This is a genomic window from Pseudoalteromonas sp. SCSIO 43088 (assembly GCF_023650795.1).
GTDB classification, from domain to species: domain Bacteria; phylum Pseudomonadota; class Gammaproteobacteria; order Enterobacterales; family Alteromonadaceae; genus Pseudoalteromonas; species Pseudoalteromonas shioyasakiensis.
In genome coordinates this window covers 1,573,603-1,597,610 of sequence record NZ_CP072675.1, presented here as the reverse complement: position 1 = coordinate 1,597,610, position 24,008 = coordinate 1,573,603, and the positions used below count along the sequence as shown (strand labels likewise).

Here is a 24,008-nt window from a genome sequence, read left to right as displayed (position 1 = left end):
TCGAACTAATCTCAATTCGGAATGATTATGGCACAGCGAAAGATCCTGATTACTAGCGCATTACCTTATGCCAATGGCCCGACTCACTTAGGTCATTTACTAGAATATATCCAAACTGATATTTGGGCGCGTTTCCAAAAACAACAAGGTCATGAAACCTATTACGTTTGCGCGGATGATGCTCACGGCACACCAATTATGCTTAATGCGCAAAAGCAAGGGATCACGCCAGAAGAGATGGTTAAAAACGTGAGTGTTGAACGTCAACGCGATTTTGCTGATTTCAACATTGAATTTGATAACTATCACAGCACGCACAGTGAAGAAAACCGTCATTTCAGCGAGTTAATCTACAACCGTTTGAATGAAGCGGGTCACATTAAAAAGCATACTATTTCTCAACTTTTCGACCCAGAGAAAGGTATCTTCTTACCAGACCGCTTTGTAACGGGTACTTGCCCAACGTGTAAGTCAGAAGATCAAAACGGTGACAGCTGTGATTCTTGTGGTGCTACATACAGCCCAACTGAGCTTATCAACCCACGCTCTGTAATGTCGGGTGCTGAGCCAATCTTAAAAGATTCTGAGCATTACTTCTTCGACCTACCTGCTTTTGAAGACATGCTTAAAGAGTGGTTACACTCAGGTACGATTCAACAAGAAATGGCGAACAAGCTTGATGAATGGTTTGCAGATGGCCTACAGCAGTGGGATATCAGCCGTGACGCACCTTACTTTGGTTTTGAAATCCCAGGTGCACCGGGTAAATACTTTTACGTGTGGTTAGACGCACCTATTGGCTACATGGCGAGCTTTAAAAACCTGTGTGATAAAAAAGGGATTGATTTTGATGCATTCTGGAGCGAAGACTCAGATGCAGAGCTTTACCACTTCATTGGTAAAGACATCATCTACTTCCACAGCTTATTCTGGCCGGCAATGTTAGATGGTGCAAAATTCAGAAAGCCAACAAACGTTTTTGCTCATGGTTTTGTGACTGTGAATGGCGCGAAGATGTCTAAATCAAAAGGCACTTTTGTTAAGGCGCGTACTTACCTTGATAACCTAGATCCTGAATATCTTCGTTATTACTACGCGGCAAAATTAAACAACGGCATCACTGACCTTGATTTAAACCTTGAAGACTTTGCACTACGTGTTAACTCAGACTTAGTAGGTAAAGTAGTTAACATCGCAAGCCGTTGTGCAAGCTTCATCACCAAGAAGTTTGACGGTAAGCTTAGCGACACCGTAATGGACGAAGCACTATTAAGTGAGTTCCAAGCAGCCTCTGCAAGCATCGCAAATCACTATGAAAACCGTGATTACAGCCGTGCAATTCGTGAAATCATGGCACTTGCTGATAAAGCAAACCAATTTATCGACGCTAAAGCGCCTTGGGTATTGATTAAAGACGAAACAAAACAACAAGAAACACACGATGTTTGTTCACTTGGCTTAAATATGTTCCGTATACTTATCACTTACTTAAAACCTGTTCTTCCAGGTATGGCTGCAAACGTTGAAGCCTTCTTAAACGACGGTTTAACATGGCAAGGCGCGCAAACAGCGCTTGTTGGTCACGCAATTAATAAGTTCAAACCGTTAATGCAACGTGTTGAAATGGATAAAGTAAATAAAATGATTGAAGAATCAAAAGAAAGCCTAGTTGCTGAAAAAGACAAGATTGATCCAAACAGCCCACTAGCAAAAGAGCCAATCAGCCCAGAAATCGAATTTGATGATTTTGCGAAAGTTGATTTACGCGTAGCAAAAATTGCTAAAGCAGAACACGTTGAAGGCGCAGATAAGCTATTAAAACTAACCTTAGATTTAGGTGGCGAAACGCGCCAAGTATTCGCAGGTATTAAATCGGCGTATGCACCAGAAGACATTGAAGGCAAGCTAACGGTAATGGTCGCGAACCTTAAGCCTCGTAAGATGCGTTTCGGTATGTCTGAAGGCATGGTATTAGCTGCAGGCCCTGGCGGTAAAGAAATTTATATTCTTAACCCAGATGAAGGCTCAGAGCCTGGCATGCGTGTAATGTAATTACACAATTACTAGCTAATATAAATACTAGTTGATATAAAAAACCGTTGTGTTTCAGACACAACGGTTTTTTGTATTTAATGAATGCTTTAGATTAATGGTGTTAGCTTATGAGCTTGGGCATGCAGGATACTCAGTCAGTACTTGAGTAATTATTTGCCCAAACTGCTGGTGTTGTTGTTCGGTAATAGCAAAAGCAGCATTGTAAGCTAGGGTATCTGCAAGCTCACCTGTTATGACTTCATAAAAAGTCATCGCGGTCAGTAAGTGCCCTGCATCTGAAGCATGATTGCCATCTGTACTGTAAAAATTAAGCTCAGGTAATGCAGCGATTGCTTTATCCCAAACTAAGCCGATTGGTGCAACACAGCTTACCTCTTTTTCGCTAATCGACAAATGCAATTGATAGACAAGCTCCCCTTCTTTGCCATCACCTCTTTGCGGATGCTCAGGAAACAAAATAGGTGTAATTTCCAGCTCTTTTGCACTGGCAATTAAACGCTCAGCCTCACTTGTAGAATAATTAACAGAGCCAGACTGAGAATACTTTTGACCTTGAAAAATAGCATGGCTCCAATTGGCTTGCTGCAGCTTTTCAACATTGCCCGATGTGCTCACTATCTCATCTAAAAAGCGACCACTGACGGTAAGAGTTGAAACTTGAGCATTGGTTAACTCACTGGAAATAAGCTGTTCAAGCAAATCCCCTAATCTAGCACTATGGCTATTGCCATAAATAATAATTTTATAGTCAGCACTACCACTGTTATCGACAAGCTCAACACCTGTATCCGGTGTTGAGCTGTTAGTGTCATCAACTTTTGTAGGTTCGTTTTTTGAGCTCGAACCACATGCAACCAGACTGATCGAAAAGACGAGTAAAAAATAACATCGAATTAATCTCGCAAACTTATCATTTATCATACTTTACCTTTGGCTTATTATTTTTATGTCGTTAATATTGAAACATAAAATTATAAATTGCCAATTTTTGTACGATTTTTATCTAGGGTGCTAAGTACAAATCATGTAAAACTCGCTCTTTTCGAGGTAAGTAATAATCATCATAATCAAGTGACACTATGACTCTTTTAGCTTTGCCTAATAACTCACTGCGAGGCACTAAACCAATCACTCGTGAGTCTGCACTATTATCACGGTTATCACCCATCGCTAGATACATATCCTTTGGAATTACGACAGGGGCAAAATGCTGCATCACCGAGGGCGTTTTTGATACCACAATAGCGTGCTGAACACCGGCAAGATTTTCAATCAGTGTTTGCTGCTCATGCTCATCATCAGTTAATGCGTAATCAAGTGCTTTACCGTTAATGATCAATTTATTATCGACTAAAGTCACTGTATCGCCCGGCACACCAATAACCCGCTTTATTAAGCGATTATTTGCAGCCTTAGAATCAAATACAATAATATCACCGGCTTTTGGCTCATCTGTGCGCATTAGCGAAATATGACTAAATGGCACACGCAGATCATAAGCCATTTTATCCGTTAAAATACGGTCCCCTTCAATGATGGTCGGATTCATAGAACCTGTTGGCACTTCATACCAATCAGCCACTGCACTTCTGAACACACTCATCAAGCAGATAAATAAAATCAATGAGCGGTTATTTTTCCATACCTTTAAAAGCCAGTTCATATTCGTTCCTAATTTGTTGTTTGATTCATTAGGAGTCTGTGCGGTAGGAATTAGTTCTCAACTAAATGTAACGAAATACGTCAATGATAAAAATACCATACATGGTGTTAAAAATATTTGACATATCGAGCAATGAGTAGTTTACTTAACACCAAGTCAAATATTTTTTACATGGGGTGGAAGAAAATGAGCTACAAAGAAATGACAATTTGGGGCACCTTGGTGGTAACCATAGGCCTTTTAAGCTATTACCTGTTAGGCATTAATTCACTACAAGCTGCAGGTGAGCTTAGCCAAGATACTATGGTGTCTTATTTGTATAAGGTTGTCGTGGTTGCGGTGATCTTAGAGATCATTATGCAATCTGTGCTTGCAGGCATTAAACACAAAGAAGCAGACTTAGGGGATGATGAGCGTGATAAGCTCATTGAGCTAAAAAGCACCAAACTTGGTCACTGGTTCTGCTCTGCAACTATCTTAATGTGTGTATTTTTAGCGACGCAAATTGAGCGCGTATCTGGACGCATGCTGTTACCTGAGGTCTCTGATCTATATAATATTATGCACTTTCTTATTATTGGTTTTTTAGCCAGTGAAATTATTACTATTGCCAGCAAAGCGTATTTATATCGAAGAGACAGCTAGATGACAAAACAGCTCAGTAATACCATTCGGGAACTTCGATTTCATCACAACGAAATGACTCAGCAAGCATTGGCAGAGGCAGTTGGCGTTTCAAGGCAAACTATAGTAGCAATTGAAAAAGGTAAATATTCACCCTCGCTCGAGGTGGCTTTTAAGATTGCTCAACTGTTTGATAAGAAACTAGACGACGTGTTTTCGTATCAGTAATTAACAAAAAAGGTTAGCCAAAGAGCTAACCTTTTTTAAATTCGTATCATTTAATTTTATGACTGCTGATTTTTGAACTGTGCTTTGGCTTGCTCAACTTCATCATCACTGATACCCACTGATTCAGCCGCTTCTTTAATAAGGTGTGGCTGCGTCATCACTAATGCCATCAATTGTTGAAGCTTTTCTGGTGGGATACCTAACTGTTGGACTAGACCCATTGCCATCATTGGGTTTTCCATAAACGCTTGAAACAGCTCACGCACTTTCTCGTCACTTACATTGTGCTCTTTGAGCATTGCAATAATAGGGTTCATATTAACCTTTACTTTTAACTACTAATAAAACCAATAATATGGGCAAATTGATGTTATTCAACTAACATCACCACTTTTCCCGAGTTTTCGTTGTTATCTAAAATACGGTGAGCCTCATTCGCTTCTTGCCAATTTAAGGTTTTATAGATATTGCAATCGAACAGCCCGTTGGCCAAGTCATCATAAAAGCGCGAAATAAACTGCTCTTTTAAATGACGTTTAAACTCAATTGAACGATTACGCAAAGTTGATGCATGAAAGGAAATACGTTTGCTAAGCAGCCTTGCAAAGTCAACCTCAGCAAAGCGCGCATCTAAAAAGGCTAACATCACAATTTGGCAATCCATTGCTGCAACGGCAGCATTTTTATTTAAATAGCTTCCTGAGACAGGATCAACAATGGTATTGGCCTGTAAATTATTGGCTTTGAAGTACTCTACAAAATCAGTGGTTTTATAATTAATGGTGTGATCTGCACCAAGCTGTTTGGCATGCTCACACTTTTCATCACTACCTGCGGTGATCACCACTTGAGCGCCTGCGCGTTTTGCCATTTGAATTGCCGCCCCACCGACACCACTAGCTCCCGCATGGATCAGTGCCGTCTGCCCCGCTTTGAGCTGACCAAATTGAAATAAGGCAGAAAAAGCCGTTAAGTATACTTCACTGATAGCAGCGCCTTGAGCCATTGTCATTTCATCTGGTAACGGCATTACTTGTGCAGCATCAACTGCAACATACTCGCTGTAAGCACCGCCCGCACACAAGGCAAAAACGCGTTTATTAAGCCAATCTCCCGATACTGCACTGCCTTGCTCAACAATGGTACCGGCGCATTCTAACCCTAGAATTTCACTGTCACCTTTGGGCGCAGGATATTTACCTTGTCGCTGTAAACAATCTGCCCGATTAACGCCGATTGCTGCAACAGCAATAAGAACTTCGTTATCTTTTAGGGCTGGTTTATCTGTTTGCGCAAAATGTAACTGTGAGTCTTCGTGCTTAATATAACGCATATCACCTTCTATTTAATTCGTTGCCAGATCTCAGCTTCGACTAATTTGCCATTTTCATACAAGGTGTGGTGCCACAAGTCACCTTTTATTTTGTAATCAAATGCCATGGTCTTACCAAGTAGTGAAGGTACATTACCATAGGAAAAAGTTTCGATAAATTGCTGGTCTTGCAAAACATATTTGCCGCCACCAGCATAATGAAAGTTGCCTTGCTTTTGGGTGATATAGCTAAAATGACTGGGTGTAATCAGTTTAACAGAGGTAATTTCTGGCGCTTTTGCCGTCACATAGCCGTCATTGGTTGCATATTTGCCTTCAACAAATTGCCAGCTACCTAATAACGGATTGGCGCATACCATAGACGAAATAAATAAACTCGATAATAACAGTGTGTTTTTCATAGTGCGTTCCTTAGCAATTTTTTCAATAGCATACGCTAACACTATGTTCCTATTAAACAGTTATAGGTTGAGATTTTTTCATTTGAGCTCTCATCGATGAAAAGCGCCAAGACTGCTTATAAGGATAAACATCAAGCAATTGCCCATCGTTTATCGCAGTTTGTAATTGCTGCCACATCGTGGCAGTGAAAATATCTTGATGTGCAGCATTGAAGTGATCAAACGCTCGCTTATTAGCGCTAAAAAATACTTTAAACTGGCTCGGAAATACGTCGTTTTCTGCGATATCAAAGTAGCTTTCGCTGCTGAGCTCATCTAATGAGTCATCGGTTTTTGGCAGCTCTCTAAATTGACACTCTGTCATCGGACAAATTTCATCGTAGTCATAAAACACCACTCTTCCCCAACGGGTTACACCAAAGTTTTTCATCAGCATATCACCGGGGAAAATATTAGCCCCCGCAAGCTCTTTTATCGCTTTACCGTAATCAACCATTACTTGCTGCAGTTTTCGCTCATCACAGTCGTTTATATACAAATTAAGCGGCGTCATTTTTCGCTCTACATAAACATGGCGCAAAATAAGTGCATTACCCGAAATCACAAGGCTGTCACCAATTTGCTGTTGCATTGTTTGTATGAGCTCTTCACTAAATCGGCTTAAATCAAACGCTAAATAACGAAATTCGTGTGTATCAACTAGCCGGCCTACTCGGTCGGCTTGTTTAACAAAGTCGTACTTGGCCATTACTTGTTGTTTGGTGGCTGTTTTTGGTGCACTAAATTTATCCTTTATTACCTTGTACACATAATCTGAGCCTGGGGTGGTAAATACCAACATCACCATGCCCGGCGTACCCGGCGCAAGTGTGTACTTATCGTCAACGGGGCTATTACGGGTGGTATCAACTTTATAACGATAAAACTCGGTTTTCGCGTGTTTGATAAAGCCAATGGCATTAAACAGCTCAAAACGTTGCTTATGAGGCATTAAAACACTGAGGTAATCAACATATCGGGCGGGTTGGTCAGTGTCGACCATAAAATAAGTACGCGCAAAGCCAAACAACAAGCTGAGTTGATCAGCTCCCATCATCACAGCATCAATGTGAAGACCTTTTTCACTGTTTAATAGCGCAATCGCAAATGGCATGTTATCGCCATTTTTAGCAATACAACGACCTATGATGTAGCACGCTTTATTTCTGAAAAACAATGAATTAGCGTATTCAATATAGCCATCGTTGAGAGCAAGCAGCTCATAAACTTGTGGGCATTGCTGTTTCGCTCCAGCAATCAAGGTGCGCTGTAACATAGCAACATCATTAGTAAAATCAGCGTATTGTGATCGAAACACATGGCGCTTGATCAAGCTACTAATCGCACTTTCAAAGCCATTTTGCAGGGAAATGCGGCTAACCAATGAATCAAAGGGTCTTGGCCCCAGTTGATAGCGCGCTTTTAGTACAAACAAGTGCACATTGCGAATTTTTCGTGAGTCCCAAATTGCACCGAAGGTTGAGTTAAAAAAGGTATGAGCAATGGGCTGGTTTTCGTGGCTTTGCACCATGTCTGCGTATATTTGTTTGGCTTGTAACCAAAGCGCAGGGTCGTCTACTTCGCTATAAGCAATAATTTTTACCGCTTGACTTACCTTTTTGACTTGCCCTTCGTAAACTTGCAATCGCGATTTCATAGCCCCTTGAACTTGATGCCACTGGCGCTGTTCAAAACGACTTTGGGCGCCGAGAGTAATATTTAAAAACTCTGCAAACATAGCCTCAAAGCCAGCATACACCGCACGGGCAAGCTTAGTCGCTACGACCTGATTTAATTGTTCGCTGTGTGATTTAACAGCCAAATGTGAACTTTGCTGTGGCATTATTTTTATCGCTTATGCTGATTATTTTAGTCGCCTTGTTTACACACAATAGCAAGCGCGCTTTAATTTAGGTAATTAATAAAGATAATAAATAAGATTGATCAAATGAATATTAGGCACGTCGACCTCAACCTATTAGTGTATTTAAATGTCCTCATTGACGAACAAAGTGTGTCTAAAGCCGCCAATAAACTAGCTTTGACTCAACCTGCAATGAGTAATGCCCTTAAACGTTTGCGTGATTTATTTGATGATCCATTATTAGTGAGAGCCGCTGGCACAATGACGCCAACGGCAAAAGCGCTCAGCCTTAAACCTGAAATAGAATCACTGTTAAAAATGGCTGAGGAAATTACTCAGCCAAGTGAGGTATTCGACCCGAACACAGCGAATATTACGTTTCGGATCATGGCAAATGACTATCTTGAATCAACCCTTATTGCGCCGTTTATCACCCAGCAGCTAGCAAAAAATCCGGGGCTTAATTTTGATATTTTGAGCCCAAGCGATGTTAACCTTCAAGATATGGAAAAAGGCACCATCGACCTTGCCATTAATCGCTTTAACGGCCTGCCCCGCTCATTCCACCAGGCAAGCGTGTGGCGCGACAATTACTGCTGCTTAACACACCCAGACAACCCTTACTTACAACAGCAAAACCTCGAAGGCTACCTTGCTCAAGAACACATTTGGGTGAATCGGGCTGGTTGGGGCGTAGAAGCGGCCGTAACGAATAAATCAGGCAGCCAAAAACTCGGCTGGGTCGATGAGGCATTATGGCAACTAGAACAAACCCGCAATATTCGCGTATTCACCCGCCATTACATGGTGGCGAGCCTACTTTGCCAATCACCTCAACTCATAGCAACATTGCCCCGTCGCCAAGCGATGTTATTAGCAAAACACACTGATTTGGTAATAAGTCCAGTGCCATTTCAAATCGTGCCTATTGAAGTAAAAATGTTATGGAGCCCTTTGCTACACCACGCAAACCCGCACCAATGGCTGCGTAGAGAGCTACTTGCCTTTGCCAGTACCGTGGCTGATCGTTAAAAACAGTATAATATTGATAAAATCAATATCAGTTATTGAAAACAACAATTTCATTAATAATGAGTGAAGGGCTAGAGTGAAGTTAAGCACATAAACAAAGAGAAAATGATTATGGAAACTTCAGCGCAATTCACTCAACAGGACGGCCTTTACATCAATGGTCAATTACACTCATTCATCGAGCAGCAGCTTTGTAAAAAAAGCGATTTAGCCTGCGATGAGATTTACCAAACACTGGCAACAATGGTTGATGAGTTTGGTTGCCAATGCCGTAAAACCAAACATCAAGATGATGATGTTCTACAAGCAGAGACACTGTTAAAAGCGTATAGCACAGTACGTACTCACCCGCACTGTCATGTTGATGCACAAACAACAACTGCAGTGTTAGATGAATACTGCTGCCAAGTACCAGCTATTTTAGTGGTTGCGTTAATGGATACATTAACAGGCATGACAAGCAATGAGCCAGGTGCAGAGCACATTTACCAACGTGCAGCACAGTTAACAGGTAAACCATGTGTCTACGCAGTTAAAAGCGCCAATGCCGCTTAATATGGTTCATAATTTGAGTTACTTATTCGCGCGATGATGCTTGTTGCAAAATCACTGCAACTAAGCATCGTCGCATCGGCTACTAGGTTAGCCAAATCAAACGTCATTTCATTTGCGCTAAGCGTCTGCTCTAGGGCTTTTTCTATTTTATTCGCCGCTTCGTGCCAGCCCATAAAACGTAGCATCATAACCGCACTTAAAATACTGCTTGTTGGATTTGCAGTGTCTTCCCCGGCAATGCGATTAAATGTGCCATGAGTCGGTTCAAAAAAAGCCACTTCATTATTTAAGTTTGCCGCAGGCATTATACCCACCCCACCAACCTGTGCGGTTAGCATATCAGCTAAGTAATCGCCATTTTGATTGGTTGTTACCACCACATCAAATTGCTCTGGGGTGAGCAGCGCTTGTTGTAGCATGTTATCGGCAATGACTTCTTTGATAATTAAATCATCTTGCTCGTCACGTTTGATCACTAACCAACGACCATTTTCATGAGCTACAGCGTTAAACTCTTGCTCAGCAAGGGCAAATGCCCAGCGTTTAAAGGCGCCATCGGTAAATTTAAGTACATTGCCTTTGTGCACCACAGTCAGTGATTCACAGTGCTCTTTAAGGGCAAAGTTGAGGGCGTAACGCATTAGTCGCTCTGCCGCCTCTTTCGAGCTATTTTTAATACCAATACCGCATTGGTTATCAAAACGAAGTCGGGTGACACCCATTTCTTGGCACAAAAAATCAAGCATACGTTCGTTATCAATACTGCCAGCCTGCCACTCAATGCCTGAGTAAACGTCTTCTGAGCTGTCGCGTATTACGGTGATTTGAGTTTTTTCAGGCTCTTTTAAGGGCGATGGTAAATGCGGATAACTGCGAATAGGCCGCATGTTAACGAATAAATCCATCTCATGACGAAGAGCCACATTTAAAGAGCGAAAACCACCGCCGAGGGGGGTTGTTAATGGCCCTTTTATGGCAATTTTATACTGTCTAACGGCATGTAGGGTTTCTTGCGGGAACCAGTCGCCATCGTAAAGCGCAGCTGCTTTTTCGCCATTGAACACTTCCATCCAATGTATTTGTTTATCGCCTTGATAAGCCTGATTCACTGCAGCATCAACAATATCTCGCATTACCGGGCTGATATCTTGACCAACACCATCGCCTTCAATGTAAGCAATAACCGGGTTATCAGGAATATGCCATTGACCCTTACTATCGATAGTAATTTGCGCGCCATTCGAGGGTACTGAAATGTGTTGATACTGCATCATGCCTTCCCAGCAAGGTGTTTTAATAATATTAATATCAAGAAATAGCTAATTTGTCTGTGCTTACAAAGAAATAGCCGCTATTCAAGCAATCAATGTGTTACCTTGGTAAATTCATTTTCCATTGCATTAAATAATGAGCCAATTAACTGGGTATCCAAGGTTACAGTATCCTCTTTTAAAGCCGTATCGACAGCCACTGCTTTTACATACAGCATTTCACACTCAAACATATTAGCCGCACCTTTGAGCATATGAACATTTCTGCTTAAGCCATCAATATCCATGTTTTTATATTGCTCGCGCATTTCTCGATATTGTTCTTCAAGGCCCTTTATATAATCATCTTTAAGCGCCTGAAACTCTTTTTCTGGTAATTTAATATCAGCTAATTCATCGCAATCTAAGTAACTGGCAATTTTATGACTAAACGCATTTCTATCAATTGGTTTGGCTATTAAATCATTAAACCCTTGCTTCATATAACGGGCAATTTCATGCTTCATGTTATTAGCTGTAAGTGCAACGATAGGAACGCTCACTCCTGTAGCTTGCATCATCTTTAATGCTTCTTGACCGTCCATAATCGGCATTTGAATATCAAGCAGAATAAGATCAAAACTCTCTTCTAGGGTTGCTTGGACTGCGTCTTTGCCATTTTCAACGGTTGTTACAGTCAGTCCCATACGCTCTAATATTCGCGCAATTAAACGTCGGTTGTCTGGGTGGTCTTCGGCGAGCAATACCCTGCCCTTTAAGTTCTCTGGTGCATCAAGCTTACTAAACGGTGAGGTTTCAACAAGTTTCACTTCACTCATGTCATTGAGCCAACGTGTATTATCTGTGGTGTACACCGACATAGTGAAAATAAACTCACTGCCAGAACCTACATTACTTTTAACGCTGATATCCCCATCCAATTTTTTGGCGAGGCTCTTTGAAATATTAAGGCCAAGACCAGTGCCGCCATATTGCCTAGAAATACTTGAATCCGCCTGATAAAAGGCACTAAATAAAGCTTGTTGCTCTTTGTCTGTCATGCCAATACCGGTGTCTTTTACGCTTATCGACAACTTATCGTTATGACAGCTTACCGTTAAAGTTATACGCCCAACTTGAGTAAACTTAAGGGCGTTGGTTGTTAAGTTTAATAAGATTTGCCTTAACCGACTCGGATCGGTAATTAGGTAGTCTGGCAACGGGAACTGATAATCAACACTGAACTTTAAGCCCTTATCACGAATTTGCTTACCAATGAGTGATTCAATATTGGCAATCGTTGCAAACAGGTCTGTTTCGACTAAATCTATTTCTAGCTTGTTGGCTTCAATCTTCGACATATCGAGTATATCGTTAATTAACCCAAGAACATGGCGACTATTTTGCAAAATAACCCCAATACCATGGTTGCGCTCATGAGGCTTAATGTCCCCGAGCATAATGCCATCTGCATAGCCAATAATTGATGTCATTGGGGTGCGAATCTCATGACTAATATTCGCTAAAAAGCGACTTTTAGCTTCATTCGCATCGCGAAGCTCAGAGGCAAGCTCTTCAAGCTCCAAGGTTCTTAAATGTACTTTTTCTTCTAGATTTTTATTGAGCTCTACGTTGTCATCGTGAAGCAGCCTAAACTTATCGGCCACAGCAAACGCCAGCAACATGGCGTCCATGGCTGTGCCTATCAACCCCAATAAATATAAATTAATGGAAGTAGCTGGCAGCAAGCCTAAATTAGTTAAATTACCGACCATATTCGGTAGCATCATGGCAATGTAAGCCAGCACAAAATAGCGTGCAGGCTTAAAGCCAATGAGCATACAGCGAATACCTATGTATAAGCCTAAACATAAAGCTACACCCGTTACTAACGTTGACCAATAAAAACCAAAGCTTGGCCATAAAATACAAAACGGAATACCCAGAGTAGCGATTACACCCACCGTCAGGGATAATTGCGCCAGTTTGGGAAATGTCTCTTTAAGTTTGAGTAAGTTGTTGTAAAACAGAATATTGGTTAAGGGGGTGAGGGCAAAGCCGAGCCAATGAAGATGAGGATTATAGTAACCAAACAGCTGATCAGAAATATGGAAAAAATGGCTCCAAGCAAACACCCAGGATGCAGTAAATAGCGCGTAGTAAAGGTGTGTGACATCACGGGAAACCATGTAAATTAATAAGTTATATAAACCAAGTGCAATCCCCACCCCAAAGCACAGCATCATGATCATATTTTCGACGGTTATGTTCTGAAAATAATCTTGATATGGGGTTAATACCAGCTTTGCGGGAGTATAAAAGTAGTCACTCTCAAAATAAGTGATAAGCGTATATTGCTTACCTTTTTCAAGAGATAAGCGATTACCATAGTGAAAAGCAAACTGATTCGGCTCGACCCCACCGGTTACAAAGTGCTGTATCGGGGCACTTGGATCAGTTATATCGTAAATGCGGCTTTCTATTTTCGAAACCAAGGTGTTATACGGGTAGAGCACTAAATCTTCGATATCACTTAGATTTTCAATTTCAACAATTAACCAATAGCTACCGCCAACCGAGCTTATTCGAGATTGCGGTTTTTTGCTTGCTCGCCAAGCATCAATCGCAGCCACCGATTGCGGAAACATATTATCGTTTGCCGTAAACACTTCACCAACATCATGAAGGTTTTGCTCAGCTACAGCGTCGGTGTAGACAAACGTATCTTGTGCATTCGCCGAAACACTTAATAAAACCACAAACAGCAGAGTGCTAAAATACAGCTTTAACCGCATTCACAAAACCCCTGTACCAGTGTGGAGGTGGCAACGACTAGAATTGCAGTGAAACATCAAAGCCATAGCGACGCCCTTCCCCTTTAAAGTCTTCAAGCATGCCTAGGAACGAACTTAAATCGAACTTTAACTGACTGTATTCAGTATCAAATAAATTTTTGCCCCATAAAGTAAATGACCAATTATCAACATCATATTTTAGATGCGCATTAACAATGCTAAAGCCGTCTTGGCGGGCATAAGGGTTCATGTTCTGATCAAAATAAAACTCAGACTGATAATCGTAAATAATGTTGGCCGATAACGGATATGACGCCAAGCTGGTATCATATTTTAATCCCGCTGATACATTCCATTTAGAAGTAAATGGTAGTTGGTTATCGGTAATACTATTGCCAAGTGGGTCAACATATTCTTCAAACTCAGCATGAGGGATATAGCCAACTGAAAGTAGCATGGCTAATTGCTTAGTTGCTTGGTAATTGATTTCAGTTTCAAGACCGTAAATAGTTGAATCAGCGACATTTTCAAGCAACTGCACAGGAGGCATTTGCGGTGTTTCTGACGCTTGGTTCATAAACACTTGTTGGTCGTTATAGTCATAGTAAAACGCCGCCCAATTCATTCTAAGTTGCTTGCCAGGCCAGAACGACTTTAAGCCAATTTCATGGGCATTTAAGCGCTCTTTGCCATAGTTTGCCAAGATTGCTTGTTCTTCAGATGACAAAAAGCCGCCGTTGTAGCCACCACTTTTACTACCATTAGCAAAACGATAATAAAGATTGCTTGCATCTGAATAGCGATAATTAACGGCAAATTGACCAGTAAAGCCATTGTCTGATTGCTCATCGGTAACGCGATAAAATGGTACAAGCACTCCGTCTAAGTCATTCACATCAACCACCGCATTTAACGTGGCGATTGAGTCATATTCAAGTGACTCATAGTCATATCTAAGACCGGCTGTGATCATCCATCTATCTGCGACAGGCACTTCAATTTGGCTAAATACAGCCAAATTTTGCATCTTGATTTCGTTATCGTAGATAAAGGTCGCGGTTAAATTTGTCGGTAAAATACCCCGGAAATCACGCAAAATATCATTTAGATTATCTTGCTCAATCGTCTCATCGGCAAAATAAACACCACTGGTGAGTGTGTAATCAGCAAATTCGTTTAATAACCTGAATTCTTGGCTTAATAGTTGGGTATCTAGCCCTAATACTCCTTCGCACAAACGAGCTGGCGAGCCATCGCAGTTAAAAGCATGGCTTCTTTCTAAATCGTTAAAGCTCGAGAGAGAAGTGAATGTACTTTGCTCGTTTAAATGCCAATTCACTTCGGCGATAAAACCGTAGCCATCAGATTTATGAGGTGAGTCGTTATTGACACTCACAGCAAAGAAGTCATCACTGCCATCATTAAAACCAAAGTTATCAAAACAGCGTGTTGAGCCCGCATCTGCTGGTGAACACAGCTCACCCGTTAAAGGGTTCGCGACAATACCAATACTACCAACTGGCTGGGCAATACCATCCCAATCTTCAATATGCGCTTGCAGGTAAAGATCAACGTCATCCCACTCAGACAAAAAAGACACTCGTGCATTTTTTTGCTCCATGCCTGCTGTTGGTGAGTCTGCATAGGTATTTTTTGTTGAATATTCGTAGTCTTGATAGTTAACAGCAATACGCATTGCGCTGGAATCTGAGAGTTGCTGGTTCCACATACCATCGACGCTGGTGGCATTGTTATTGGCAACACCTAATGTTAGCGAGCCATAGCTATCAAACTCAGGGCGATTTGAGCGTATAAGTATTGCACCACCGGTAGAATTACGACCAAACAAGGTACCCTGCGGGCCGCGTAAAATATCGAGTTGTTCAATATCGTACAAGTTAACAATTTGATTATTAGCAGACCCCACCGCAACGCCGTCAAGATACATGGCAACAGGTGAAGTATTCGCCGTATTATAATCAAGTAACCCCACCCCACGGATGCTGACAGCGGGAGGCGTCCCCTCTGCAGCGTTTTGGGTAATTTTAACGTTTGGCGCAAACAAACCAATTTCAGTTGAATCTTTAAAATGCTGAGCTTTTAAAATTTCGCCATTCACTTGGCTTACCGCCACACTTACGTCTTCAATTGCTTGAGGACGCTTTTGTGCATAAACGCTAATAACTTCCATGTCTTTTTCAGTCTCAGCTCCTTGTGCAACAGCGCTTGCCATTACACATGCCGCCAAGCTGGTGCTCGACAACATCATAAACTTAGGATCTTTAAGAAAAGGACGCTTCATTGGCTTTTAGACCTTAAAAGAGGGAAACTTGTTAAATTGTTGTAATTTAGTGGTAAGTATAGACCAAACAATAGATTAAAGTCGCATATAAATCATGTAATTTCATGACTTATACGCATACTTTTTTACAGCTTTATTCACACTAACCTTTTTCGAATGCATGCTCTCCGCTGATTTCGCTTGGCCAACCACATATTGCCCGCGCTGTTTGCATACCGGCCATCACAGCAGCCTCAACACAGCCTGCATTAACCCCGGTTTTTATCCAGTCGCCAGTGATGCGCAAATTAACAAACTGACTGCCATCTGTAGCCAGGCGGTATTTACTCGAATCAACCACAGATAAGACATAGCGCTCACTGGGATCGACATTGACGCGCCAATATTGCTGCTCAAGAACAGGTAAAATGCTATGCGGATCACTGTAAAATACCTGCCAATCAAACTTGTTATCAATATAGGCTTCAGGCCAAAGTGCCCGCATATCTGCGCTAAACAAATTATGCATATTCAATTTTACTTCGGCTTTCATTTGCTCAGGGAATTGATGTGCACTGGCAGGTGGGTAGTTTTCGCAGCTAAACGCACTGCAAAAATAGGCAATGTTCACTGGCGCATTTTCACTTGGCCAATCTTCTTTATCGAGTAAGTTACCCATTGCCGCCCAGGTATCAAACGGCTCGACAAAGCCACTTAAAATAGGCCCTTCGTGAGCAGCATTAGTTTGCGTAAAGCCAAGTTGTGGGTCGGTTTTATTCAACCATACTTGGCAAGCCTGAGTCGCCACACTTTGAACTTTTGTTGCTTGTTGAGAAAGCGCGTAATCTACAGCTAAAAGTTCAGAGGCAACGTGTTCAAGAGAGGCAACCGATACACCTAAAATCAGTGTATCAAAATCAATACCATGGCGAAGCGTCACTGTTGGCAAGGGGGTGCTAAAGTGTTCTTGATACACCTCGGGCCAATTGCTCCAAAATGACTCTAAATTAATTTGATATTCTTGCAATAAGTGCGCTTGTTCAGGGCTGATTTGCTCATACAGTGGCTCACTTGGCCAGCATGGCAGCTGTTTTACATCAATGAGCGGGTCATAATCTTGGCCAACTAAACTCACCTGTTGGCAAAGCTCAATTTCACTCACCAGCGGCTCACCTTGGGCAGTTTGCCCAGCAGATAAGTTAGTTAACTGATGGAAAAACTTAAACTTAACACCGCGCTGCTTTAAAAGTTCATAAATTGGTCCGAAAATAACATCGCCCATGCCTGCTTGCATTTTCCACATCACGCCGCCTTTATAGCAAAGACCTATACGTAGCATAGCAAGGGCGGCAACGCCGGCTTCAACATTGGGTTTACTAAAGTCACCTTTAGGGTAAGCGAACACCAAATCATAAAAGCCGCGCACTGGCGCTGAATCGACGCTGTAAGTTTTATTCGCACCATTTTTTTCGAGCCACTGACGAAAATCGTAGCAATTAATGACACCAAAACCGTCGCGATATACTTTGTCTTTAATCAGTCCTGTGAGCATTGCAATCGCAAGATCGGCACAAATATAAAGTCTGCGCAGCTCTGGGTTGTCATCTAGTAGATCAATAACTTGGTCTTTAAACCAACGTTTTAACTTTCTGACGATGTACCAAATCACCAGCCGATCGGCCTGCTTATCTGTATGGGTAGCCTGCTTTTCGGTGAACTGCAGCAAATGAGTTATCAATGTTCGTGGGTTCGAGGCAATTTCAGTTGCACCTGCTTCAATATCATCAATAAACTGCTTTGCACCATCCAAATGGGTATCAATGTCTGCTTTGATTTCTTGATACATGTGTTTGAGTAACGATTGATCCCGTGATTTTTTAGTCACTAAAATGGTTTTAGCATCTTGCTGCTGACAAACATGCTCAATGCCTTCGGTCCACTTTTTTAGCCATGCTAATGTCATGGTAACAAAGTCCCACACTGTTATATCTAGGCTGCCATCAGCGGGGTTGCCTTCAACGGTAGGAAAATCTATCGGCCAAGTTTGCCATTCATTATCAATAAACTCTTGTAAGGCAATAAAACTGTGTGGTTTAAATGCCTGCTGCCAAGTAGCTAATGAACAACTTGCAGGTCGATTGAGTGAGTTATACACCCCTTCTAAGGTGCGAAAGCTATTCACATAGGCGCCAAACCAAACATGTAAACCATGCTCTTCGATGCGCTGTCCAAAATGGACGTTTCGGCCACTCGCCCCTTTACCGCCAAGGCGCCAACCCTGTTGATAAACGGTAATTTCGCGCTGGCTTTGCCAATTAGCTTGCTCGGTTAAATACACTGCCGCAGTCATCGCTGCAACACCGCCACCAACAATGGTGATTTTTTCTTTTTCCATGGTTACCCCTGTGCTGGTAACAGTTGTGTTGCGCCAAGCTGGTCAAAATCCATATTGACGTAAAAAGGTAAATGAACTGCTTGTTTGCCAAGTGCGATGCCAAACATGTCATTCAAAGGAAAGCTCGCAAGAGCTTTTACATCCAAACTAAAATCATTGTGTAAAAGTTTTAATTGGTGAATTTTTTTGATTAACGATGGTGAGTGAACCACGCTTTGATAAACGGCTTTATCTCCTTGGCCATCGGGAAATTGTTTAAACAAAATCTGATCCATCTGCGGATGAATAAACCCGTCTAACAATTGTTTAAGAAGCGATAAATCAATGCCTTTAATTTGCGCATCAAACAAATCGGTAACGTGTTTAGAAAAATGCGATAAGTTATCGAGTAGGTTTTCCTTGGTACTTGCCTGTGTTTGCTCAATGGTTAATAGCTCATGCATTGCTAATTTAGAGTCTGGGTTAAACACATCAAAACATTCTAAAGAAATACTAAAGGCGCCCGCATCACTCACAGTCGCAGGCATTTGATATTCACAGAGGTATTTATTGTAGCCCCAGGCTTCTCGGCCATTAATCAAAGCATAAATGTTATTGACGCTAATAAATGCCGGATACCAATATAAATGGCTAATATCACCATCTTGCATTTTTGCTACCGGCAGCCAAATAATAATATCGGTTTCTTGCATCCAGCCATGCTCTGAAAACGGTGGCGTTAATGAAGAAATTTTTTCGATATCAGTGAAGGTAAGTAAACAAGTACTCCCTAACACATTAAACGAGGTTGATTCGGTTGCTAGTAGATTTAAAGTTGCATCAACATAGTACTGCATTTTTTGCTCGCAGCCAGACACAAAAAAACCATACATTTGCGCGTTGATCATTCGACAAGGTGGTTTAGCAACCGGGTTAGATAAGAAGTGGCTGTAATTTGTTTGGTCCGTCATAGTCATTACTTATATTGTTGTTTAGTAATGACTATAGACCAGTTTTTTAATCGTTGGGGACAAGTTCTGAGTTACAACACTCTTTTAATAGCTGTTCGGTAAATTGCTGATAACCGAGCTGATTAAAATTCTCAGATAGCGGGTTCATAAACCCATGACCATAGTCGGCTATTTCACAGCTCACCTTGGCTTTACTTTTTAATGAAGCAATCACTGGCTTAATATCAAAATGCTCTTCACTGTGAGGAAAAATAAATCGACAAGGAACGTTAGCCTCAAGCTCTAGGTGATGTCTAACTTGTGATGGATAAAAGGCAATAATTTTTTTAATAAATGAATTTTTTAACTCTGCTTGAGCTCGCCAAACGGCAGCTGCGCCTGCACTAAATGCAATAATCGTGGTTGGCTGACGAATAGTAGCCATTTTTAAATGTACTAGCTCAAAATAACTGTCATGGCCGCATTGAGTCATAAAATGTTGATATTGAAACTGCTCATTTATGGGGAGCTGAATTTCCCCCATGTAAGGGTCACTAAGACTCACTTTACCACGAAGCTGCTGAGCAAGCAGCGATAAATGCGCGCTGTTTTACCGAATATATCTGATACCAAAAGGTAATTCATAAGCATACTTCTTATTGTTATTTTGTGCCTAATCACAATACGCCTGTTTCTGTTAAACATCCAGAGATTATTTTTGATGTTTAAAAAATAAACCTTGCGCTTAATTGATTCTTACAGTACTCTGATTGTCTGGTTTTTAGAAACCACGCGGTTAACCCCTTACCTTGATCCAGTAATTCCCGCATATTCGTATAAATACTTGCAGCTTGTTCACTAAATGACATTTTGATGAATTTTCAAATCATCACCAAACTGTCACAAACTTAGTCGACACTGTTAGCAAGACAACAAATGTCGGTCTGTATTTTTTTAAATGCCTATTAAAGCTCTACAGACACAGACAAAAGAAAAAGTGAGTTTTATTATGTCATATAAATACAACGGATCTTTGATCCAGATCGCACATCCAGTGCAATCAATCTCGGTAAATAAACAGCGTGTAATTTTTAGTGACACGCAGGGCTTAAAAAATGCCATCTTCCAAAAGGCTAGTGATGCACGCCAATTTGTGAAGTGGTTAAAAGCCAACTAAACCCTACCGATAAACGCCAGCCAACAAGCTGGCGTTTTAGTTTTCACCACCAGCCACATAAGCCTATATTCCTGCTACACTTATATTTTAGTTCCTAAATAGGTAGTAACTATGCGTAGTTTGTGGTCTATTTTACTATTACTTTTTTGCTTGCCAGCTTATGCAAATAAGCAACCTAAAGCCATTGAGTGGATCATGGTTGATTTTGCCCCCTACTACATCATGCATGATAAATATGAAGGCACAGGTCGTGATGAAAGTGTGATCAAATTATTAGAAAAAGCACTGCCTGAGGTTTCATTTAAACGCACTTTATTGCCAGCCAGTCGTGCTGTGCATGAACTATCAAACCCACAAAATAATTACTGTATGCTGTCGTTATATCAAAGCGAGCACCGCAAGCAGCATATTCAGTTTACTGAACATTCATCAACTGTTGGTTTGTCGCCGTCTATTGCAATACGTAAAGAGTTAGCAACAAAACTTAAGCTAGACTCAACAAAACCTGTGTCACTTAAATCATTACTAGCCGAAAACCTTGCTTTAGGGGTCTCTATGAGCCGCTCTTTTGGAGCAAATATCGACAAAGTTATTAACGAAAGTCATGACGCTAATATTATCTCACGCCCCGGCAGAGACACCCTCGCAAGCCTAACTTATATGCTACAAAAAAAGCGTATTGATATATTACTTGGCTACCCTAGCGAACATTATTACTTGGCTCATTCCATGGGCTTTGAAGATGACTTAACTCAACTATCACTTACTGAAGCTCCGGCGTTAAGCATTGGCTATATAGGCTGCACTAAAAACAAGCAAGGTGAAGTAACGGTAAAATTATTAGATGAAGCTCTTGAGAAAATCGCTCATACAGATGCTTTTCATGATGTTTTAGTTCGCTGGCTACCGGATAATTTGCAGCCCATTTTAGAAAAGAGATTAAAAGATAGAAACGAAAGTGCCGCTCATTAAGCGGCACTTTTAATTTTACCAACCCACAGTTATGCGAATTGGCGGTCGTATTAACGGTGCTTACTTACGTACACCTTCAATGAATAAACCAATATCAACATGGGTTGAAGCCGGACCAAGGTTGTAGTCAATACCATAGTCAGTCAATTTAAGACTTGTTTCGCCTTCAAAACCAACACGGTAACCACCCCACGGATCTTTACCTTCACCAATTTTGTCAATTTCAAAAGTAATGGTTTTGGTTACACCATTTAAGGTAAATTCACCTGTAACATCTGCTTCGTCACCGTCTTCATCAAACTTGATTGAGGTACTTTTAAATGTTGCAGTTGGGTATTTATCAACATTTAAGAAGTCTTTACCGCGTAAGTGCTTGTCACGCTCAGCATGGTTTGAGTCGATGCTTTTAGTATCAATCGTTACATTGATTTTAGATGCATTAGGCGCTTTATCGTCATAGCTAAAATCACCTGAGAAAGTATTAAAACGACCATGTAACCAGCTGTAACCTAAGTGCTTAATTTTAAAAGTTACAAATGCGTGTGCACCGTCTGTATCAATAACGTAGTCAGCTGCATTTGCGTTTGCTGTTGAGAAAAGTGCAGCACTGAGTGCTGTGCCTAATAGTAATTTTTTCATTTTAATCATCCTTCAATGGTTTGATCATTCTAATTAAGGTTTTATCTTTATCGATAAAATGATGTTTTAGTGCCCCTAAAGCATGTAAAACAACCACAGCTATTAGCCCATACGCGGCATAAAAGTGAATTTTACCTGCAATATCTTCTTGGTTTGCGACCGACTCGGGTAATGCCGGTACAGCAAATAAATTAAATACTTCAATTGCACGGCCATCAGCCGTAGAGATTAAATAGCCAGATGTCACAATGACAATTAAAGCTAAATAAATTAGTTTATGGACTGAGTGTGCAACTCGATTCATTGCTTTTGAACTACCTGCAACAGGCTCAGGTTGGGTGCCTAATAAGCGCCAACCAAAACGAAACAACAATAATGCCGCTAAGGTAATACCCACGCTTTTATGCAAGTCCAAAGAGCCTTTGTACCATGCGTCGTAATAAGTTAGCTCAACCATATAAACGCCTAAGCCAAACAAACCAAACACCCCAAGTGCCATTAACCAGTGCACTAAGATGGCCACCCAGCCATAACTTGACTTTGAATTCTTTAACATACTCATTTCCCATGAGAATCGTGAAACTAGATACATCTTAAATGACGGCTTATATAATGAAAATAGCGTAAAACGAACAGCTTCTGTGCATATATGCACACCTTAGGGGAAAGGGTAAAGTTGTAAGGGGAAAGGAAAAAGACAAAAAGGTGCTAGGTGCTAGGTGCTAGGTGCTAGGTGCTAGGTGCTAGCAGTAGTATGAATACTCGTTGATAAAAGCGTCTAATTCTTAACGTGATAAATTTTTAGTTTTCTCACAACCGATTAATCGCTCACCCCAATAAACTCAGCCGATTTCAAAAGAAGTAACACCGAAAATACGGTTTAATGGCAAACTCGGAGAGTCGTTGGTATACATTCTGGCAGTTTCAAATGACACCTGCATATTGTACTTCTGTGCTAAAGCGACAGCAGCTTGATTGATTTCTGGCGTATCAAGGAAAATAGCGTCAGATGCACTCACTTTAGATTTTAAAGCAAGGAACAAAGGTTCGGCCAATTCTGGTGAGTCGGCAAATAAAGGGCCAATTTTAAAGCCATTCTGACATTTGCGAATTACCCCGTATCCTGCCAATTTCCCATTGCTCATTACGCCCAACGCGTCGCTCTGGGGTTGGTTTAACCATGCTTTAGTAAAGTTTGCTCTATTAGCAGGGAAAAAAGCCTGTTCGTATGCGTCAATAATTTCGAATGGCACGGCATTAAGATCAACAATATCTGAATTTTGTGGTGAACTACCACCACCTACTCCTGCAAAACGGATATTGCGATAGGCCAGATTAAAACCAGACTTTTTGTAGTTCTCTTGCTGTTCCACCACGCCATCAAGGCCAATATTCAACCCTTTAAGACGCTTTAACGCGGCATTCCAAATTTGTATGCCGTAACCTTTGCCACGGTAATCAGGTTTAACAATGTAAAAGCCGATAAAGCCAAATGCATCGTGGTAATTAATGGCAGAAATTGTAGCGATAGGCTCATCGTCTAGAAAACCAACCAGAAACCCTTCAGGATCAGCTGCAAAGTAACACTCTGCATCATTAAGGCCTGGATTCCAACCTTCTGCTGCAGCCCAATCAATCATGAGTTCGACTTCCTTCTTGGTCATGGTTTTGATTGTAAAGTGTTTACTATGCATCTGCTTTCCTTATATTTTCAGTTTATACCAATTCGCTTAATTAAGTGATCTATTTTGAGGCAATAAAACCTCGTTGATAGCA

At 41.2% G+C, this 24,008-nt stretch carries 21 protein-coding genes; 6 read left to right on the top strand and 15 right to left on the bottom strand.

Annotation, left to right across the window (positions count from 1 at the left end; genetic code table 11):
• The first annotated feature begins 27 nt into the window (after nt 1–27).
• On the top strand, nt 28–2,052 hold the full coding sequence (metG, locus tag J8Z28_RS07340) for a methionine--tRNA ligase (protein WP_054561252.1): 2,025 nt from the start codon (nt 28–30) through the stop codon (nt 2,050–2,052).
• A 108-nt stretch (nt 2,053–2,160) separates the two neighbouring features.
• Here the strand turns inward: metG and J8Z28_RS07335 are convergent, their stop codons facing one another.
• A complete protein-coding gene (locus J8Z28_RS07335; RefSeq protein WP_250660168.1) occupies nt 2,161–2,976 on the bottom strand; it encodes a hypothetical protein in 816 nt (271 codons plus the stop codon).
• A gap of 82 nt (nt 2,977–3,058) precedes the next feature.
• The gene (lepB, locus tag J8Z28_RS07330; RefSeq protein WP_055021135.1) at nt 3,059–3,718 is read right to left on the bottom strand and encodes a signal peptidase I; all 660 of its coding nucleotides are present in this window, start codon (nt 3,716–3,718) and stop codon (nt 3,059–3,061) included.
• A gap of 186 nt (nt 3,719–3,904) precedes the next feature.
• Between lepB and J8Z28_RS07325 the strand changes: the two genes are divergently transcribed.
• Together J8Z28_RS07325 and J8Z28_RS07320 are read left to right on the top strand one after the other, a co-directional pair.
• Nucleotides 3,905–4,363, top strand: a complete 459-nt coding sequence (locus J8Z28_RS07325; RefSeq protein ID WP_250660167.1) for a hypothetical protein — start codon at nt 3,905–3,907, stop codon at nt 4,361–4,363.
• Nucleotides 4,364–4,570, top strand: coding sequence for a helix-turn-helix transcriptional regulator (locus J8Z28_RS07320; protein WP_054552938.1), 207 nt, complete (start codon nt 4,364–4,366; stop codon nt 4,568–4,570).
• 56 nt (nt 4,571–4,626) lie between these two features.
• Here the strand turns inward: J8Z28_RS07320 and J8Z28_RS07315 are convergent, their stop codons facing one another.
• The 4 genes from J8Z28_RS07315 to aceK are packed head-to-tail and all read right to left on the bottom strand — an operon-like array spanning nt 4,627 to nt 8,186.
• On the bottom strand, nt 4,627–4,887 hold the full coding sequence (locus J8Z28_RS07315; RefSeq protein ID WP_054561248.1) for a DUF2999 family protein: 261 nt from the start codon (nt 4,885–4,887) through the stop codon (nt 4,627–4,629).
• A gap of 53 nt (nt 4,888–4,940) precedes the next feature.
• On the bottom strand, nt 4,941–5,903 hold the full coding sequence (locus tag J8Z28_RS07310) for a zinc-binding dehydrogenase (protein WP_054561247.1): 963 nt from the start codon (nt 5,901–5,903) through the stop codon (nt 4,941–4,943).
• Between the two features lie 8 nt (nt 5,904–5,911).
• Nucleotides 5,912–6,304: a hypothetical protein gene (locus J8Z28_RS07305; protein ID WP_250660166.1), complete on the bottom strand. Its 393-nt coding sequence runs from the start codon at nt 6,302–6,304 to the stop codon at nt 5,912–5,914.
• A 52-nt stretch (nt 6,305–6,356) separates the two neighbouring features.
• Entirely contained in the window at nt 6,357–8,186 is a 1,830-nt protein-coding gene (gene aceK, locus J8Z28_RS07300; protein ID WP_250660165.1) for a bifunctional isocitrate dehydrogenase kinase/phosphatase, read from the bottom strand.
• A 105-nt stretch (nt 8,187–8,291) separates the two neighbouring features.
• On the opposite strand from aceK, the gene J8Z28_RS07295 reads away from it, so the two are divergent.
• Nucleotides 8,292–9,239: a LysR family transcriptional regulator gene (locus tag J8Z28_RS07295; protein ID WP_250660164.1), complete on the top strand. Its 948-nt coding sequence runs from the start codon at nt 8,292–8,294 to the stop codon at nt 9,237–9,239.
• Nucleotides 9,240–9,350: 111 nt separating this feature from the next.
• Entirely contained in the window at nt 9,351–9,794 is a 444-nt protein-coding gene (locus J8Z28_RS07290; RefSeq protein ID WP_054561244.1) for a hypothetical protein, read from the top strand.
• Here the strand turns inward: J8Z28_RS07290 and icd are convergent.
• The 6 genes from icd to J8Z28_RS07260 all read right to left on the bottom strand — a co-directional run bounded on the left by icd (nt 9,791) and on the right by J8Z28_RS07260 (nt 20,009).
• Nucleotides 9,791–11,065 carry an NADP-dependent isocitrate dehydrogenase gene (gene icd, locus J8Z28_RS07285; protein ID WP_250660381.1) on the bottom strand — a complete coding sequence of 425 codons (1,275 nt, stop codon included), beginning with the start codon at nt 11,063–11,065 and terminating at the stop codon, nt 9,791–9,793. The genes J8Z28_RS07290 and icd overlap by 4 nt on opposite strands.
• A gap of 92 nt (nt 11,066–11,157) precedes the next feature.
• On the bottom strand, nt 11,158–13,839 hold the full coding sequence (locus J8Z28_RS07280) for a 7TM diverse intracellular signaling domain-containing protein (RefSeq protein WP_250660163.1): 2,682 nt from the start codon (nt 13,837–13,839) through the stop codon (nt 11,158–11,160).
• Nucleotides 13,840–13,876: 37 nt separating this feature from the next.
• Nucleotides 13,877–16,141 carry a TonB-dependent receptor gene (locus J8Z28_RS07275; RefSeq protein ID WP_250660162.1) on the bottom strand — a complete coding sequence of 755 codons (2,265 nt, stop codon included), beginning with the start codon at nt 16,139–16,141 and terminating at the stop codon, nt 13,877–13,879.
• Nucleotides 16,142–16,283: 142 nt separating this feature from the next.
• Nucleotides 16,284–18,515, bottom strand: a complete 2,232-nt coding sequence (locus J8Z28_RS07270) for an NAD(P)-binding protein (RefSeq protein WP_250660161.1) — start codon at nt 18,513–18,515, stop codon at nt 16,284–16,286.
• A 2-nt stretch (nt 18,516–18,517) separates the two neighbouring features.
• A complete protein-coding gene (locus J8Z28_RS07265; protein ID WP_152968920.1) occupies nt 18,518–19,465 on the bottom strand; it encodes an acetoacetate decarboxylase in 948 nt (315 codons plus the stop codon).
• 46 nt (nt 19,466–19,511) lie between these two features.
• On the bottom strand, nt 19,512–20,009 hold the full coding sequence (locus J8Z28_RS07260; protein ID WP_250660160.1) for a dienelactone hydrolase family protein: 498 nt from the start codon (nt 20,007–20,009) through the stop codon (nt 19,512–19,514).
• 723 nt (nt 20,010–20,732) lie between these two features.
• Here J8Z28_RS07260 and J8Z28_RS07255 point away from each other — a divergent pair.
• Complete coding sequence (locus tag J8Z28_RS07255; protein WP_250660159.1) at nt 20,733–21,593, top strand: TIGR02285 family protein; 861 nt, start codon at nt 20,733–20,735, stop codon at nt 21,591–21,593.
• Between the two features lie 60 nt (nt 21,594–21,653).
• Here the strand turns inward: J8Z28_RS07255 and J8Z28_RS07250 are convergent, their stop codons facing one another.
• The 3 genes from J8Z28_RS07250 to J8Z28_RS07240 all read right to left on the bottom strand — a co-directional run bounded on the left by J8Z28_RS07250 (nt 21,654) and on the right by J8Z28_RS07240 (nt 23,926).
• Complete coding sequence (locus tag J8Z28_RS07250) at nt 21,654–22,232, bottom strand: YceI family protein (protein ID WP_054561236.1); 579 nt, start codon at nt 22,230–22,232, stop codon at nt 21,654–21,656.
• 1 nt (nt 22,233) lies between these two features.
• Nucleotides 22,234–22,788 (bottom strand): cytochrome b, encoded by a 555-nt coding sequence (locus J8Z28_RS07245; RefSeq protein ID WP_054552924.1) that lies wholly within the window; start codon nt 22,786–22,788, stop codon nt 22,234–22,236.
• A gap of 286 nt (nt 22,789–23,074) precedes the next feature.
• Nucleotides 23,075–23,926 carry a GNAT family N-acetyltransferase gene (locus J8Z28_RS07240; protein WP_250660158.1) on the bottom strand — a complete coding sequence of 284 codons (852 nt, stop codon included), beginning with the start codon at nt 23,924–23,926 and terminating at the stop codon, nt 23,075–23,077.
• Nucleotides 23,927–24,008 lie beyond the last annotated feature (82 nt).

Excerpts from the sequence above, each read along its gene's own strand:
- J8Z28_RS07295 (WP_250660164.1), top strand. The coding sequence starts at position 8,292 with ATGAATATTAGGCACGTCGACCTCAACCTATTAGTGTATTTAAATGTC.
- J8Z28_RS07325 (WP_250660167.1), top strand. The coding sequence starts at position 3,905 with ATGAGCTACAAAGAAATGACAATTTGGGGCACCTTGGTGGTAACCATA.
- icd (WP_250660381.1), bottom strand. The coding sequence starts at position 11,065 with ATGCAGTATCAACACATTTCAGTACCCTCGAATGGCGCGCAAATTACT.
- J8Z28_RS07240 (WP_250660158.1), bottom strand. The coding sequence starts at position 23,926 with ATGCATAGTAAACACTTTACAATCAAAACCATGACCAAGAAGGAAGTC.
- J8Z28_RS07255 (WP_250660159.1), top strand. The coding sequence starts at position 20,733 with ATGCGTAGTTTGTGGTCTATTTTACTATTACTTTTTTGCTTGCCAGCT.
- J8Z28_RS07315 (WP_054561248.1), bottom strand. The coding sequence starts at position 4,887 with ATGAACCCTATTATTGCAATGCTCAAAGAGCACAATGTAAGTGACGAG.
- metG (WP_054561252.1), top strand. The coding sequence starts at position 28 with ATGGCACAGCGAAAGATCCTGATTACTAGCGCATTACCTTATGCCAAT.
- J8Z28_RS07275 (WP_250660162.1), bottom strand. The coding sequence starts at position 16,141 with ATGAAGCGTCCTTTTCTTAAAGATCCTAAGTTTATGATGTTGTCGAGC.
- J8Z28_RS07250 (WP_054561236.1), bottom strand. The coding sequence starts at position 22,232 with ATGAAAAAATTACTATTAGGCACAGCACTCAGTGCTGCACTTTTCTCA.
- J8Z28_RS07320 (WP_054552938.1), top strand. The coding sequence starts at position 4,364 with ATGACAAAACAGCTCAGTAATACCATTCGGGAACTTCGATTTCATCAC.
- J8Z28_RS07310 (WP_054561247.1), bottom strand. The coding sequence starts at position 5,903 with ATGCGTTATATTAAGCACGAAGACTCACAGTTACATTTTGCGCAAACA.
- aceK (WP_250660165.1), bottom strand. The coding sequence starts at position 8,186 with ATGCCACAGCAAAGTTCACATTTGGCTGTTAAATCACACAGCGAACAA.
- J8Z28_RS07290 (WP_054561244.1), top strand. The coding sequence starts at position 9,351 with ATGGAAACTTCAGCGCAATTCACTCAACAGGACGGCCTTTACATCAAT.
- J8Z28_RS07335 (WP_250660168.1), bottom strand. The coding sequence starts at position 2,976 with ATGATAAATGATAAGTTTGCGAGATTAATTCGATGTTATTTTTTACTC.
- J8Z28_RS07305 (WP_250660166.1), bottom strand. The coding sequence starts at position 6,304 with ATGAAAAACACACTGTTATTATCGAGTTTATTTATTTCGTCTATGGTA.
- lepB (WP_055021135.1), bottom strand. The coding sequence starts at position 3,718 with ATGAACTGGCTTTTAAAGGTATGGAAAAATAACCGCTCATTGATTTTA.
- J8Z28_RS07270 (WP_250660161.1), bottom strand. The coding sequence starts at position 18,515 with ATGGAAAAAGAAAAAATCACCATTGTTGGTGGCGGTGTTGCAGCGATG.
- J8Z28_RS07265 (WP_152968920.1), bottom strand. The coding sequence starts at position 19,465 with ATGACGGACCAAACAAATTACAGCCACTTCTTATCTAACCCGGTTGCT.
- J8Z28_RS07280 (WP_250660163.1), bottom strand. The coding sequence starts at position 13,839 with ATGCGGTTAAAGCTGTATTTTAGCACTCTGCTGTTTGTGGTTTTATTA.
- J8Z28_RS07245 (WP_054552924.1), bottom strand. The coding sequence starts at position 22,788 with ATGTTAAAGAATTCAAAGTCAAGTTATGGCTGGGTGGCCATCTTAGTG.